A 15283-nucleotide genomic window follows, 5' to 3' on the forward strand; every position below is an offset into this window, starting at 1 on the left:
CATCACGCGCCCGTCGGTGTTGGGTACGACACTGTGCTTCTCGTCGAACGGAAGGCCGGGCAGAGGGATGCCGAAGTATCCGATCGACCGCAGCACCAGACCTGTTTCTTCCCGGCCCAGCTCCTCCAGCTCGGGATTGTTGAAGGCGCCATGCATGCCGGCGCGGCGGCCGAGCACAACGACCTCCCGACAGAAGTCAGCGGCGTGCGATCGACTCGAACACAGTGGGGTCCACCAGGGTGGAGGTATCGCCGAGTTCGCGGCCTTCGGCCACATCACGCAGCAGACGGCGCATGATCTTGCCGGAGCGCGTCTTCGGAAGCTCCGGGACCACATGGATCTCGCGCGGCCGGACGATCGGGCTGATCTCCCGGGACACCTCGGCCTTCAATTCGTTGACGAGTTGCTCACCCGTATCGGTCGCTTCGGCGGTGAGGATGACGAACGCCACGACGCCCTGACCGGTAGTCTCGTCGCTGGCACCGACGACCGCCGCCTCGGCGACACCCGAATGACCCACCAGCGCGGATTCCACTTCGGCAGTGGAGATTCGATGGCCGGAGACATTCATTACGTCGTCCACGCGGCCCATGACCCAGAGATCGCCGTCGGCATCGAATCTCGCGCCGTCGCCCGCGAAATACCAGCCGTCCGAGGCGAATCGGTCCCAGTAGGTGCTGCGGAAGCGGTCCGGATCGTTCCAGATGCCGCGCGCCATAGCGGGCCAGGGCTGATCCAGGACCAGGAGACCGTCGGCATCGGTGCTGCCCAGATCGGTGCCGTCGTCATTGACGATGCGGGCGGAGATGCCGGGCAGCGGGGTCATGGCCGCGCCGGGCTTGGTCGCGGTGACGCCCGGTAGCGGGGAGATCATGATCGCGCCGGTCTCGGTCTGCCACCAGGTGTCCACGATGGGGGTCTTGTTGGCGCCCACCACTTCTCGGTACCAGCGCCAGGCTTCGGGGTTGATCGGCTCACCGACCGAGCCGAGCAGGCGCAGGCTCGACAGGTCGTGGGACTCGGGGATTTCCCGGCCCCACTTCATGAAGGTGCGCACCAGGGTGGGGGCGGTGTAGTAGATCGAGACGCCGTACTTCTCGACGATCTGCCAGTGGCGGTGCTCGTCGGGGAAGTTCGGGGTGCCCTCGTAAACGACCTGTGTGGCGCGGTTGGAGAGGGGTCCGTAGACGATGTAGGAGTGTCCGGTGACCCAGCCGATGTCGGCGGTGCACCAGTACACGTCCTGTCCCGCCTTGTGATCGAACACGTAGTGGTGCGTGTACGAGGTCTGGGTCAGGTATCCGCCGGTTGTGTGCAGGATGCCCTCGGCTTACCCGTGGTGCCGGAGGTGTAGAGGATGAACAGCGGGTGCTCGGTGTCGAAGGCCTGCGCCTCGTGCTCCGGCGACGCGTTCGCGACGCTCTCGTCCCACCACAGGTCGCGACCCTCGGTCCACGGCGTCTCGATTCCGGTGCGCCGCACCACGAGTACGTGCTCGACCGTCGAATCACCTTCGGCGAGAGCCTCGTCCACGGCCGCCTTGAGCGGGGCGGCCTTACCACGCCGCCACTGGCCGTCCGTGGTGATCACCAGGCGCGCGGCGGCGTCGTCGACCCGCTGGCGCAAAGCGGTGGCCGAGAAGCCGGCGAAGACCACCGAATGGGTCAGGCCCAGGCGGGCGCAGGCCAGCATGGACACGATGGCCTCGGGGACCATCGGCATGTAGATGGCGACGCGGTCACCGGCCACCAGGCCCAGTTCGGTGAGGTAGTTGGCGGCGCGGGACACCTCGGCCAGCAGATCGGCGTAGGTGATGTCGCGGGAATCGCCGGGCTCGCCCTCCCAGTGGATGGCGACCTGCTCGCCGTGCCCGTCCAGCACATGCCGGTCCACGCAGTTGTAGGCGACGTTCAGCTTGCCGTCCACGAACCAGCGGGCGAAGGGTGCGTCGTCCCAGTCCAGGACCTTGGTCCAGGGCTGATCCCAGTGCAGCCGCGCGGCCTGCTCGACCCAGAACACCTCCAGATCCGAGGATGCCCGATCATAGAGCGAAGCCCCCGTATTGGCCTGCGCCACAAAGGATTCACTCGGCGCGCGGGCCGTCTGCCGGGCGGTGACAGCATCACCGGTCTCGGGTACAGTGCTGGTCACTTCGAAAAGCTCCTTCTCTGATGTGCTGGGGGACAACGGGTCACACGCTCAGTGTGAAACGGCCTTCTCCACGCCGATACCGGTGAGGGCGCGGACCTCCATGACCGACAATGGAAGTGTGTAGGCCCAGAACTCTGGGATACGCAGCATTTGGTTCAGAATGTCGAACAGGCCGGGACGGCTGGTAAGGCCAGACCGTACTCCTGCGCGGCGATATGCGTACCGTCGCCGCTGGTCACCAGCACCTCACGCATCGGAACCCGTCGGTGCAGATCGATCGAATGCTATTGGCGCCCAGCCGATTCCATCGAGGCTCACCTCCCTGTGCGCGCCACGCCTGCTGACGGCAGCCGACTGCCTCCCCGCCGCTATCGCCCCTAGCAAGGCGATCACGGCGACCTTGCCACTGTGGCATGAACGTATCCGCACCGCCCCAGCAAAACAGCCGGGGCGGCGGAACACGAGGGCCGGAGCCGACAACCTGGGGAGCAAACCAGACAGATTGATTCCTGATGTCGAGGACCCGGCAGGTCGTGATCACCTCGATCGACACCTGGGTGCAGTGCTGCGCGCCGTTTCCCGACTGTTGCAACGACTCTCCGGGCACGATTGCTGCGAGCCGTTAAGGCTCTTCTGTTCCACACCTGACTATGCGGAGCCTCTACTGTGGCACAACAACATGTGCCATACACGAGGACTCGAGCGGCTGGACGGACTCCGTGAACTGGATCTGTCTTCGTTGCAGCCGGGGGGATACAACCACATTGTCGAGTTCCCAATGGCCGTCACCCGCCTGTCCGGGCTGCGATCACTCGCCCTCGCGCACATCTGGTTGACAGCGATATCCGACGATCTGCTGGCCCTGACCGCTAACTCTGTAGTGGTCTGTCGGCGCCAGAGTTGTTAGATTCGGCGGGAGCTTGAACGGAGGCGTCGATGGTTCAGTGGGAGATTCCTCGACCACCGACCAGTGTCTCGGCGCTGGTTGACCTGGGCGTTGATCTCGGTGTGCCCACAGCTGCATGCTTGGCCGGCACCGGACTCACTGAAGCGGCGCTGCGTGAAGGTGGTACCGAGGTGACTGCGCGACAGGAACAGTCGGTGGTCGGCAACTTGTTGGCAGCGACGGATGGTCGGGACCTTCTCGGGCTGGAGGTCGGCAGCCGGTTCCACCTCACGTCCTTCGGCTTCTGGGGTTTTGCCCTGCTGAGTAGCCCAACGCTCGGTGGCGCGCTCGATGTCGCACTTCAGTTCCTTGACCTTACGTATGCGTGGTCCCACTTCGAGCTCCGTCGCATCGGTGACGAGGTCCAGTTGGTACTCGATGCTCCGGATGTGCCGGAGCCATTGAGGCGCTTCGCCATCGAACGTGATCTCGCGGTCATCGCCACGCTTCAACGCGAGCTTTTTGCTGACCAGATCCTGGCCCAGCGGCTGGTGCTCGCATTTCCGCCCGCGGACCCGGAGCGCTACGAACAGATCCTGGGAATCACACCGAAGTTCGCCGGCGACGAGACAGTCCTTGCCGTGGATGCCGCCCTGCTCGACCTTCCGATGCCACAGGCCAACGCTCACACCCAAGCGCTCGCGCAGGAGCAATGCCGGGAGTTGCTCGAACGCAGTAGCGCCCGCACCGGTGTAGCAGGCCGCGTGCGCGACCTGCTGCTGGCGCGACCGGTCGACCCTCCGACGGCCGAACGCGTCGCCCGCGAATTGATGATGAGTTCCCGTACTCTGCGTGAACGCCTAGCTGCCGAGCGGACTTCCTACCGTGAGCTGCTGGACGAGATCCGGGAGCGTCTCGCCGAGGAGATGGTTGTAGCAGGCCTCACGGTCGCCCAAGCTGCTGAACGGCTCGGCTATCAAGAAGTGTCAAGCTTCTCGCAGGCATTTCGTCGCTGGAAGGGGATGGGACCTCGCGCGTACCGGACCGCCCTGCTGGGGCCGGACTGACGGCCGCCGAAATTCACAAGTCTTGCGCCGACTGGCACCTGCCCTGCGGCTGGGCAATGGCCAAGAGTCTTGGCCATGCGTAACTACGACATCGTCGTCTTCGGAGCGACCGGCTTCACCGGCCGGCTCGCTGTTGAATACTTGGCTGAACGTCTGCCAGCCGACGCCAGCTGGGCCATTGCAGGCCGAAGTGCACGGAAACTGGAAGGCGTCCGCGACGGTCTGGGTCGGCCCGACTTGCCGATCCTCGTCGCCGACTCGTCCGATCCGGTTGCGCTCGCGAAGGTCGCTGCGTCTACTCGGGTCCTGATCACGACCGTAGGCCCCTACCTGATGTACGGCGAGGAACTTGTGAAGGCCTGTGCGGAAGCCGGCACCGACTACCTCGATCTCGCAGGCGAGCAGGAGTTCGTCGACACCATGTTTGTGAAGTACCGCGACACCGCCACCGCCAGCGGGGCCCGGATCGTGCACTCGGCAGGCTTCGATTCAGTACCGCATGACCTCGGCACCTACTTCACCGTCAAGTACCTTCCTGAGGACGTACCGATCAGCGTCGACGGGGTGGTCCAGGTCTCCGCGGGTATCTCGGGCGGCACCTACCACACCGTCGTCAATTACCTTTCGCGTCTGCGCCAGTGGCGTGCCGCGGCCCGTGCCCGTGCCTCCATTGAAGGGCAGCCGGCGGGGCGCGTCTCGCAGAACCCCAGCGCACGGCCGACCCGCCGGTTCGGATTCTGGCTTGTTCCGTTTCCCGGTGTCGACGGTCAAAACGTCGCTTACTCGGGTCGGCTGCTCGACCGGTATGGACCGGACTTCATGTACCGCCACTGGATCGGAACCCGCCACTTTGCGGCTGCGGCCGGGATCATCGGCTTGGTCAGCACGTTGCTGGTCGGTGCGCAACTAAAACCGCTGCGGTCGGTACTGCTCGAGTTGAAGGATCCGGGTAAGGGGCCGAGTGAGAAGGCCCGCGCGAAGAGCACGTTCACCGTCACCTTCCACGGCACTGGTGGCGACCGACACGTGGTCTGCCGAGTGTCCGGCGGCGACCCCGGCTATACCGAAACGACCAAAATACTCGGCGAAGCCGCCATGAGCCTTGCATTCGATGACCTGCCACAGACGGCCGGTCCGGTTACGCCGGCCGCCGCTATGGGCGACGCACTGATCGACCGCTTGGTCAAGGCTGGGATCACGTTTGAACTCGTCGATGAACGACCGGCCAAGTGAATACGCAGCCCACGTGGACACGATCACCTTTTCCGGCTGGAAACCCGCTAACAACACAATCGCCGACATCTACCGGCGAGTCGTGAGAGAACCGGCTGACACAAGCCATGGTCCTCGATATCGAGCACATAGGTTCCACCTCGGTCCCTGGACTGGCCGCGAAGGACGTCATCGATATTGCCCTTACCGTCGCCGACCCGCGAGAGGAGACCAGCTACGTCCCTCCGCTCGAAGGCCTCGGCTATCACCTCACTGTCCGAGAGCCGTCGTTTCATGGGCATCGGTGTCTCAGGCTCGCAGTTCCTCGCGTCAACCTGCATGTCTTCGCCCCGGACTGCCCGGAGACCATCCGGCTCCGAATGTTTCGCGACTGGCTTCGCACCCACCCTGACGACCGCGCCGTCTATGAGAACGCCAAACGAGCCGCGGTCCCCGGGGGTGGCCACGTCATGGACTACAACGCACGCAAACAGCACATGATCCACGAGATCTACGACCGTCTGTTCCACGCTGCCGGGATGAAAGAGACGGCCTGACCGCCGTATACATATCGCCGCAAGGCGCCCGGTCGGCAGACACCACAGCGAACCGTTGATCGGTTCGTCGCCAACACCTCTGGAACGTCCGCAACTACCTTATCGAGAGTCTGCTCCGGAGGCAGACTCAGCCGGGGTTCCGCGGTACTCGGTTGTTCGGGACTATCGCCTGACTTGGCGTTCGATGTCCGCCGGTATTGGTCTGTCCGGTACCGTCCGCCCCGCTTGCATCACAGCGGTACCGATCACAGGGCGTGGGCCGGGTGCGGCCGCTGCGGATCCATCTGAGGTTGGCTCGTCCAACCGGGCAGGGCCAGGTGCCGATGAGCACGCCGTCAGCGACGGCGTGCAGCAGATGACCGGCCGCGATTATCGAAGGTCGGAGCACCTTTCGTCATATCCACGCCAACTACATCGGTGAATCGCCGAGGCTGGGCCGACCCGGAACACCCCACACACGAACCGGTTTCAGCGCCGTACCTGCGCTGCCACCGCCAGCCCGGCCGCCGAGACCAGCAGGCACAGCCAGGCGAACCAGTCACCGAGTCGGGTGTACCAGGTCGGTCCCGGGCCCGGCCCGACGTCGGCGACGAGCGTGGTGAAGCCCGCCGGATCCGCGCCGCTCGGGATGTCTGCGACAACCCGGCCCCAGCCGTCCGAGACCATCTGATGAGTCCGCCGGCCGCCCCACACCACCGGGAGCCCGTTCTCCGCGCCGCGCAGCAACGCGGTACGGCTGTGCAGCCGACCGTCGTCGCCTTCGTCGGACGCGGGCACCGCCAGCCACCTCGCCCCGGCCGCTGCGTAGTCACGGCTCGGATCGGCGAAGTTGACATCCAGGCAGATCTCGAACCCGGTGCCGTCGTGAACCAGCAGATCGTGGCTGGGCGGACTGACCGCGTCATGGTGCTTGAGGTACCGCACCGGCGCGCCCCCGTCGGCCGGGAAGACCAACGCGTAGTTGTACTTCGCGTTCGTCGCCCAATACGCGTACCCGACGACGAGCACCGCTTGCCGGTCTCGCGCGAGCGCACGGAACCGGTCGACGAGGACTGCCGGGCTCGGCTCGTTCGCACCGAACGTGCCCTCGGGCAGAACGACCGTCCGCACGCCGGACGGCAGGGCGGCAATGCGGTCGGCATAGCTGTCGACCAGCACTTGCCCAGTCGGCGTTCCGACGTCCGCGGCCCACCCGTCCACGTTTGCTGCCACGACCGCCATCCGTTGCGGCGCACCGGATTCCGACGTCAAGCGCACCGCACCACCGACAAGCACGAGAGCGGTCACGCCGACGGTGAACGCGCCGGTGCGGATTCGTGCCGCCCGGCGCACCGTCGGCGCAAGGACGGCCGCGACCGCCGCAGGCACCAGCAGCACGAGGAACTCCAGGCCCCACGACCCGGTGACCGAAGCGGTCTGGACCACCACCGGCACGTCGGCCTGGGCGGTCGCGAAGGTGTCGGTGAGGCCCTTGGGGTTGAGCAAGGTGACCAGGTAGAGCACACCGGTCCAGACCGCCGGCGCGGCGAGCGCACCCAGCCACGCGTGCCCGCGCAGGACCAGACGTCGGAACAGCGCCACCGCGAGCACGAACGTCGCGGACAGGCAGGTGCTGACCACCAACCCCCACGGCAAGAACGGTAGGTCGTGCGAACGTAGCGACCACGCCCAGATGTTCGCCGTCCCACCGAGATAGGCGAGGAATGCGGTGGGAAGCGCTATCCGGGCACGCGCCCGCGTCGCGAGGAGCAACACCGGCAGCGGCGCCAGCCAGGTCAGCGCGGCGACCGGCGCGAGGCCCGTGCCGAAATAGAACAGGACGCCCGAGGACACCGTCGCCACGACGGCGCCCACCGGCTCACGCACGCAGCCCATCGAGAGCCCTTTCCATGGTGCGGCGGCAGAGGGCACGGAAGTCGGTCTCCCCCATCGCCATTCGGCCACCGAGATAGAGCTGCACCATGCCGACCGCAGGCATGGTGAGCGCCAGCGACACCTCGAGCGGGTCGTCCTCTCGGAGTTCACCGTCGGCCATGGCCTGCTCGACGGCGGCGACCACCGGGCTGAACGCCGGCGATGCCGCGTCACGGAAGTCCTGCGGAAACTGCCGGACGCCCGCACGCCGGTCGGTGATCAGGTACTGATAGAGATTCGGCTTCCCCAAAGCGAAGTCGAGGAAGTCGTCGAGCAGCCCAGCGACCCGCTGAGCGAAGGTTGCCGCCGGGCGCTGCCCCCACGTCTTCCCCAGCTCCGCGAACATCGTGTCGACGACCTGACGCAGCAGTGCCTCCCGATTCGGAAAGTGCCGGTAGGTAGCCATCGGCGTGACGCCGACCGCCGCCGCTACCCGACGCATGGTCACCGCCGCCGCACCTTCCTCCAAGAGAATCGTCTGCGCAACAGCCGCCAGCCGTTCCGCCGTACCGGATTCAGTCATGTCTACAGCGTACACATCGACGTGTACGCTGTAGACACGATCTGTCGCCGAGTAGGCTGGCGAACTCCGTAACCACGCGGTTCGCAGCAGTCGCTTCTGCACGGGTGGTGCTCATGATCGACGGCAGAGCATCCGTCGCGTCCGAGGCGGACATCGATGACACAGCGGCCGTGGGTACGCGCAGGCATCCGGAACCACAGCTTGTTCCGAAGCCGGTTCATGGCATGACACGGCGGGGCACGATGGTTTGCATCTTTTAGGGCAGAGTTGTGTTGTCCACGGCTTGAAGTTGTTTCGAGCCGAAGTCGGAGACCACTCGGCCGTGACACATGGGCGGCTGGGTAGCCGACTCCACCGCACGGGCCGGATCTTCCTGCTCGGCGACGCGGCACACGTAACCCCGCCCGTTCGGGTTCGGCGCCAACACCGGCATCCAGGACGCCTGGAACCTCACGAATTCCCTTGCGTCGTCGACTGCGGAGCGGGCCCCCGCGACTTCATCGTGGACCACACCGACAACACACCAGCACCGCTGGTCCAACCATTGTCGTTGTTTTCACGCGATGAAATGTGGATGCCGGATGGTCGAGGGTGAGCCCTTGGCTGCGAACATGCGCTGGTGGGTGTGGTCGAGACCGTTCGAGTGCCGGTCGCGGTGTCTCGAGCCCTCGCCCGCGGCTCGGAGTTGTTGATCCCGCTGATCGGGGCGCGACCGGCACTCGCCGTTGCCGATGGCGCGGTAGCTCCGGGCCCGTTCACGTCGTGGGCGCGTCAGAGCATGTCCGGGCGAAGTCTGGGATCTCGCGCTAGAAATTCCTTCTCGCTATGTACCACCCGTTCTCCGGCGAATCGGTCGAGTGCGGCCAAAAGCTCTTTTTTGGTAGCGCCGAATCCTCCGATTCGGGAGATTATCGCATGGTAGCCGAGTTTATTCAATTCGTTCGAGAGATGGAAATGACTTTCCCCCGGAGGATCGGGAACCTCGGGGCGCAATCGCACAATCAAGGCGTGGTTGGCATCGTAGATTTCCTTAAGTTTCGAGTTGACAGTACCTGGCAGCGGCCGAACGACACCCACGTGAGAAATATCCTTCCAAGGATAGAACAAGCGCCCCTCGGGCCAGAGTGCGCTCTTACTCCAAGTCATAGTGAGGCCGGTACCGTCGACAATCAACGTTGGATCTTTGGCCGAGGCCCGCCTCATTGCGTGTACGAAAAACGTAAGGATGAAATAGACCACCAGCGCTAGCACTACTCCTCCCCAAATCTCGCCCGGGTCATGGTTGGCGACGGCAAATAGCGCATATAAACCAGCGGTCACCGCACATGCAAACGCAGCAGCGCGGCGCATTACCTGCAGTCCTTTTTCCCGTATTGCTGCCGCTTGCGCAGGACCGAAGCGCACCTCGTCAAGTAAGGGATCGGGGGGCGGAAAGGGATCCACACGCCCTCGGGACAACGCCAAGGCACCGGCGGTGTCGGTTGCCCGTTGCTGGGGGCGGGGCAAGCCACGGGATTGCAAATCCTCGGCGACGGCGAGATAGATATCGTTGAGCGGCAGTGGTTCCGGGCGGTCCAAAGCAGTCAGCAGCGCTCCAGTGAACGCCGTATATTTGTGCCCGGCGAGCGAGTAGGCAGGGGAATTGGCGGTAGTCGACGTCATCGTATACGTACCCGCGATCGTGACCTGTTCCCTGAACAACCCCTGTTGATCACTCATCGTCTCGATGGCCCGTCCCGAGAAACAGCAGTCCAGAATCAGTACCCTGGCCCCGGCCGCACTGTTGCCGACATCCTCGCGCAGCAGATCCACCGCCAGCGCGCTGTATTTCGGTGCGCGAGCCTGCGTCTGGCTCGTCGCCAAATACAACCGCCCCCGATCGTCGAGAAGGCCGTGTCCGGCATAGTAGATCAACAGCATATCCGACGCTTCTCCCGCCGCTTTGCCAAAGAGACGGCCGAGCTCGGCCACCGACGACATCGGATCGGCGACTATGCAATTCTGACTCTCTAGAACGCCGGTGTCCGGATCGGTCAGCCGATGCCATAGCCCCACCAGGTTCTCTCGAACAGCGGACAGGCCGGAAAGATCGGGTGATTCAGGAAAGTCGCTGACGCCGATCAAGACAGCACGGGATCGAACCGGATCAGGGAATCTCTTCACCGCTGCGCTCCGCCGTATCGACCAACCGGTCGATATCACGCACCAAAGCGGACACATCCGGAACTCGACGCGCGTCCAGTTCGATGCTGCGCCCATTGGTACCAGTGACAGTGATTTTTACGTCCGAGCGGCGATGAGTGAGCCAGGTGGACAAGGATCCGGCAAGTGCCGCCCCCGCCCCGCCCGAGCTGAGCGCGACAGCGAGCATGTCGACTACCCCGCCCATCTCGTGACCGGTCTGGTCGAAAACGGACTCGAGGCTCACTCGACCACGCAGTTCATCCTCAGCGCGTAGCCACTCGAGTAACGAGCGGAGCGACTCCGGAGCGTCAGGCATCCTGATACACAAGCGAAGTGACGTCATGACACAACCATCGCAAGTTCAGGTCCATCTGTCACAGCCCTCGGAAACAAGGGCACAGGAGTAACCGCATACGCCCCGTATCCGGCCGAAGGACTGCTGCGGTATCGGGCCCGGGCCTGGGAGCCGCCGACCGTGCCGGCGGCACATGGTCCAGTCACAGAAGATGTTCAGCGAGCCGGCGCCGATCGTGTCGGCGAGTTCTACGGTGAACCCCATTCGCCCGAAATCGGCGCCAAGGATTCATCGCAGATAAGCCCTTACCCGCGCATCTGCCCACTACCGCGACGATTCTCGAAAGTTGGCCCCATAGGGGCCTGATCGCGGCGGGCTGGACCAGCTGGGTAGGCATTTCGGTCGAGGCCACCTGACCGGGCACCCGGGTGCCCATCAGGCCCTCTCCCGCGCAACAGCTGCCAAAGCGCTAGAGAACCGTGGCCTGGGCGGAGACGATCCGAGCGGCGTCGATGCCTTACGCCGCTGCACCTGCCAGAGCAGAAACGCGCACCAGTACAGATTCTCGAAGTACTCCGTGCGCTGGTCCGCGCGCCGATCGCCCATCTCTGACTGGAAGATCGAACGCAGCAGCGCGTGGTGTGCAGTAGCGATCCGCGGATCGGTTGCCGCCATTTCCTCGGCTCTGCGATTGGTGGTCGCTGAGGATTTCATCGATGAGATGCCAAGCCTTACTGCGCCACACACCCCGGGGCTTGTGGGGTGCCGGCGAAGCGGTCGGCGAGGAAGTTCATGCCGCCGAAGGCTTCGCCCGCCGCGGCTCCGATGTGCGTTGGGAACAGCGAGTGGATCGCGGTGAGGGTGGCGCCCTGAGCGCAGTAGGCATCGACGAGGGCGGTGTAGCCGGCGACGGGGATCTTCTCGTCGGCGACGCTGTGGTACAGGTACAGCGGGGTGTCGGGGGTGGTGCGCCCGAGTTCATTGGGCGTGGCGGCGTTGCGGAAAGCGGGCTGCGCCAACAGGTTCGGGACGACGGCGAGGTCGTCGACGTGGATGTCGGAGTATTTCTGAGCCAGATCCGCACCGCAGGCGGAGGTGTCCGCGGCGAGCAGCGCGCGGCGGCCCCGGTCGTTCAGCAAGTCGGCCAACCGGGAGTCGGGTTCATTGCGGGCGAGCCCGAGCAGGATCAGTATCGCCCCCGCGTCGCCGTCGGCGCGTTGTGCCACGGCCGGGATATCGGTGGGGATTCCGCCGGCGCTGGTGCCGACGAATCGCACGTCTGGTGCGTATTCCCGACGCAACTGGGTGGCCCACAGCGTGGCGAAGGCTCCGCTCGAATATCCAAAGGCGCCGATCGGGCTCGAGGCATCGATGCCGGCTGGCGGGAAGGACCGGGCGGCCCGGATTCCGTCCAGGACTCCACGCCCGGATGTCACGCCGTCGAAGAGTCGGGACTGCGGCCCTTCGTAGTCGCTGACCACGACGGCCCATCCCCGCCGCAGTGCGTCCGCGATGAACGGCACATCCTGCATGGTGCTGGCCATATCGCTGTCGCTTCTGCCGCGCAGCGTCGACGACGGCGCGCACCGGGTGTCGAGACTGTTCTCGGGTACCTGGTACGACAACACCGGCCGCGGCCCGCTCCAGGGCACCGGTGGCACCAGCACCGTGGTCACGTCCAGCTGCGGATGCTCTTCGGAATCGGTTGTGCGATACCGTAATTGCCACGCCGCCACCGGTATCGGCAGACCGAGCAGTGGGATCGTCCGCGCCCCGAGCACCGCGCCATTGGGATGTGACGCGAGATCGGTGGGTGCGGCATAGAAGGGATCCTCACCAGGGGACAGCACTGCAGCTCGCGCGACCGGCATCGACAATGCTGCCGGCAGCATGATCATGGCGAGCGTGAGGGTCGCGAGCCATAGCCGGCCGATCCGCCACCACATCACTGGTTGCCAGGGCGCTCCGCCGACCGGCAGACCAGGCATATCGGCAGCCGAACACGCTGTGCGGCAAGCATTTTTCCGATACGTCGACAACATATTTCGGGATTCCATCACGCCTCCCGCGTCCAACTATCCGACGCGCAGGCACTCTGGGCCCGCACCAACCGGTTACACCACTGGGGGTCGAGGTCACGATAACATAACGAAACCATATTTACAGCTGAAAATTTTCCGACAACTATTTGTTCCGTCCAATGGGGATGAAAACGCTCGCTGGGTCAGCCAATACCAACGCGGGTGCCCGGCCTCGATTGGCGGGCAATTGCTTGGCACACGATGCAACCGCGCCAGCCCGTGCTTCGCGCACGTCTGCGCTTTCCGCAAAACAGGATGTCGGAGGCACAATCCCGTTGTGACCGGGGAAAGCATGGGTGAGGCTCCTGGAAATCTCTGCTTCGCCGAGCCGGTTTCAGCAAATGGCAGTATGGTGCTGGGTCGAGACCCCGGAAATGGCTGTGCGGCGGAATCAGAGGTGCGTACACGGAGGTCGCGGGCAGGAGATCACATGCCGATAACTTGGGTTCGATGGCTCGTACTGGGAGTCATATCGGCAGCTGCATTCGCCACATTGCCGGTGGGGCCGGCAAGCGCCGACCCGGTCGATGACATCCCGGGTGGGCTGGAGTCGTTCTATCACCAGCAGCTGGACTGGAAGCCGTGTAACGACGCGGCGCTCGACGGCGCGGGCGCTCAATGCGCGGGCGTTGTCGTACCGCTCGACTACAACCGGCCGGACTCACGCACGCTGACCGTAGCGATCTCGCGTATCCCGGCCACCGACGCGGCCCGCAGGCGCGGGATCATGCTGTCCAACCCCGGCGGGCCGGGCGGTCCGGGCCTGAGCATGATGGCCGACCTCCAGGATCAGCTCACACCGGATGTCCGTGCCCGGTACGACCTGATCGGCATGGACCCCCGTGGTATCGGCCGATCGGACCGGGTGAATTGCGCGCTGCCGCTGCCCACCATAATGTTCTCGGCCGGCTTCGACGCCTTCGGCTATGCGCGCGACGCCACCCTGGCCGCCGCGTTCGCGGCTTCCTGCGTAGCACCCGATCCCGAGAAGGCCCGCCACATCACCACCCGCAATACCGCCCGGGACATGGATGTCATCCGCAGCGCATTCGGTGAACGCGAGCTCAACTATTACGGCGGCTCCTACGGCACCTACCTGGGCGCGGTGTACACACAGATGTTCCCTCAGCACACTGACCGGATCGTGCTGGACAGCGCCATCGACCCCGACCGCTACTGGATCGGCACGTACCAGGACATGGGTGCCGTCAACGAGGCCGGGCTCGACGACTGGGCGATCTGGGCGGCCCGCCACGACGCCGACTACCACTTCGGTAGCAGTGGACCGCAGGTCCGAGCCTTTGTCGAGGACATGATCCGACGTGCCGGCACGCATCCGGTCATCGGCAACGGCTATCTCATCGATGAACATACCGTGCCGGTGATGCTGATGGCGATGCTGTCGAATCCGCGGAAGAACACCAATCTCGCCGACGTCGTGCGGGTCGTAGCCGACGCAGTGTCCGGGCTGCCCGTCGACATGGAGCAGCTGAAAACGAAGATCAGCGGCCCCGTTGCGCTGGATGCCTCGGGCATGGCCGCAGTCATGTGCGGCGACAAGGCCGCACCCCGAGATCCGGCCTGGTATCGCCGCAACATCGAAAGCGTCCGGGCGACCCAACCGGTGTTCGGCGCGTTCGCCAACAACATCACCGCTTGCGCGTTTTGGCCGGACCCGATCGAGCAACCCACCGCCGTGCACAACTCGACTCCAGCCCTGATCCTGCAGGCAACCCGCGACACCCGCACCGCCTACCAGCAAGGCCTTGCACTGCACCAGGACCTGACAGCGTCACGAATGGTCACATTGGCAGACACCCGCGTTCACGGCATCCTCCGCGCCGACCTGAGCCACTGTGTGAACGACATCGTCAACACCTACTTCCGTGACGGCACCCTCCCCGCTGCCGACCTCACCTGCCAACGCGACCCCGACTACTAGTCCGCAGCGCCCAGCGGCACGATCCACTCGACAAGCGCCGCACTACCACCGTGGCAGACGACTTCACCACAGTCCCACCCATCCACCGGCTCTGTCGCACTTTCGGTCGTGACGTTGAACCAATGACGCCACGATGCGTCGGTGGGCGATGTGAATGTGCCTGCCGCCGTGGCATTCTCGGGCTTATGGCCGCTGGTGCGCTGCGGACCTGGCTGGGTGATCATCCCAGTGTCGGGGTCATCGTGCGTGACGGATTCGCCTCCTCCGCCGACGGAGTCCGGCGGGCCCTGCCTGATGCGGTTCAGGTGTCGGACCGCTGGCACCTTTGGCACGGGCTCGTACGGGGTGGTCCAGAAAGTCGTTGTCGCCCATAGCGCCTGTTCGGGGAGCTGAAGGCCCTCGGCTACACCCGCAGCCTCGACCTGCTCTACAAATACGTCAACCAGGGCCGTCACGTCGGTGACCGGCTGG

10 protein-coding genes and 1 pseudogene are annotated in these 15283 nt (G+C 64.9%); 5 read left to right on the forward strand and 6 right to left on the reverse strand.

Annotated elements, in window-relative coordinates:
* Nucleotides 1-196 precede the first annotated feature (196 nt).
* Nucleotides 197-2076, reverse strand: a pseudogene (gene acs, locus ACQP1G_RS30315) (acetate--CoA ligase).
* A gap of 1011 nt (nucleotides 2077-3087) precedes the next feature.
* On the opposite strand from acs, the gene ACQP1G_RS30320 reads away from it, so the two are divergent.
* The 3 genes from ACQP1G_RS30320 to ACQP1G_RS30330 all read left to right on the forward strand — a co-directional run bounded on the left by ACQP1G_RS30320 (nucleotide 3088) and on the right by ACQP1G_RS30330 (nucleotide 5873).
* The gene (locus ACQP1G_RS30320; protein WP_433193005.1) at nucleotides 3088-4104 is read left to right on the forward strand and encodes an AraC family transcriptional regulator; all 1017 of its coding nucleotides are present in this window, start codon (nucleotides 3088-3090) and stop codon (nucleotides 4102-4104) included.
* Between the two features lie 75 nt (nucleotides 4105-4179).
* A complete protein-coding gene (locus tag ACQP1G_RS30325; protein WP_433193006.1) occupies nucleotides 4180-5337 on the forward strand; it encodes a saccharopine dehydrogenase family protein in 1158 nt (385 codons plus the stop codon).
* A 95-nt stretch (nucleotides 5338-5432) separates the two neighbouring features.
* Nucleotides 5433-5873, forward strand: coding sequence for a GrpB family protein (locus tag ACQP1G_RS30330; RefSeq protein ID WP_433208944.1), 441 nt, complete (start codon nucleotides 5433-5435; stop codon nucleotides 5871-5873).
* A gap of 468 nt (nucleotides 5874-6341) precedes the next feature.
* Here ACQP1G_RS30330 and ACQP1G_RS30335 read toward each other — a convergent pair whose 3' ends face one another.
* Both ACQP1G_RS30335 and ACQP1G_RS30340 read right to left on the reverse strand, forming a co-directional pair.
* A complete protein-coding gene (locus tag ACQP1G_RS30335; RefSeq protein ID WP_433193007.1) occupies nucleotides 6342-7739 on the reverse strand; it encodes a nitrilase-related carbon-nitrogen hydrolase in 1398 nt (465 codons plus the stop codon).
* Nucleotides 7732-8310: a TetR/AcrR family transcriptional regulator gene (locus tag ACQP1G_RS30340; protein WP_433193008.1), complete on the reverse strand. Its 579-nt coding sequence runs from the start codon at nucleotides 8308-8310 to the stop codon at nucleotides 7732-7734. The genes ACQP1G_RS30335 and ACQP1G_RS30340 overlap by 8 nt, the downstream gene beginning before the upstream one ends.
* A gap of 289 nt (nucleotides 8311-8599) precedes the next feature.
* Here ACQP1G_RS30340 and ACQP1G_RS30345 point away from each other — a divergent pair, with 289 nt between their 5' ends.
* Nucleotides 8600-8905 carry an FAD-dependent monooxygenase gene (locus ACQP1G_RS30345; protein ID WP_433208946.1) on the forward strand — a complete coding sequence of 102 codons (306 nt, stop codon included), beginning with the start codon at nucleotides 8600-8602 and terminating at the stop codon, nucleotides 8903-8905.
* Nucleotides 8906-9081: 176 nt separating this feature from the next.
* Here ACQP1G_RS30345 and ACQP1G_RS30350 read toward each other — a convergent pair whose 3' ends face one another.
* The 3 genes from ACQP1G_RS30350 to ACQP1G_RS30360 form a co-directional block, all read right to left on the reverse strand.
* Nucleotides 9082-10434 carry a caspase family protein gene (locus tag ACQP1G_RS30350; RefSeq protein ID WP_433193009.1) on the reverse strand — a complete coding sequence of 451 codons (1353 nt, stop codon included), beginning with the start codon at nucleotides 10432-10434 and terminating at the stop codon, nucleotides 9082-9084.
* Nucleotides 10435-10456: 22 nt separating this feature from the next.
* Nucleotides 10457-10837: an effector-associated constant component EACC1 gene (locus ACQP1G_RS30355; protein ID WP_433193011.1), complete on the reverse strand. Its 381-nt coding sequence runs from the start codon at nucleotides 10835-10837 to the stop codon at nucleotides 10457-10459.
* 683 nt (nucleotides 10838-11520) lie between these two features.
* Nucleotides 11521-12777 carry a lipase family protein gene (locus ACQP1G_RS30360; RefSeq protein ID WP_433193012.1) on the reverse strand — a complete coding sequence of 419 codons (1257 nt, stop codon included), beginning with the start codon at nucleotides 12775-12777 and terminating at the stop codon, nucleotides 11521-11523.
* A gap of 592 nt (nucleotides 12778-13369) precedes the next feature.
* On the opposite strand from ACQP1G_RS30360, the gene ACQP1G_RS30365 reads away from it, so the two are divergent.
* Nucleotides 13370-14812 (forward strand): alpha/beta fold hydrolase, encoded by a 1443-nt coding sequence (locus ACQP1G_RS30365; protein ID WP_433193013.1) that lies wholly within the window; start codon nucleotides 13370-13372, stop codon nucleotides 14810-14812.
* Nucleotides 14813-15283 lie beyond the last annotated feature (471 nt).

It is taken from the genome of Nocardia sp. CA-107356 (assembly GCF_050946365.1).
In the GTDB taxonomy this organism is placed as follows: domain Bacteria; phylum Actinomycetota; class Actinomycetes; order Mycobacteriales; family Mycobacteriaceae; genus Nocardia.

What these genes read in the sequence shown, in the direction of transcription:
- ACQP1G_RS30355 (WP_433193011.1), bottom strand. Translation starts at nt 10,837, where the DNA reads ATGACGTCACTTCGCTTGTGTATCAGGATGCCTGACGCTCCGGAGTCG.
- ACQP1G_RS30360 (WP_433193012.1), bottom strand. Translation starts at nt 12,777, where the DNA reads ATGCCTGGTCTGCCGGTCGGCGGAGCGCCCTGGCAACCAGTGATGTGG.
- ACQP1G_RS30325 (WP_433193006.1), top strand. Translation starts at nt 4,180, where the DNA reads ATGCGTAACTACGACATCGTCGTCTTCGGAGCGACCGGCTTCACCGGC.
- ACQP1G_RS30340 (WP_433193008.1), bottom strand. Translation starts at nt 8,310, where the DNA reads ATGACTGAATCCGGTACGGCGGAACGGCTGGCGGCTGTTGCGCAGACG.
- ACQP1G_RS30320 (WP_433193005.1), top strand. Translation starts at nt 3,088, where the DNA reads ATGGTTCAGTGGGAGATTCCTCGACCACCGACCAGTGTCTCGGCGCTG.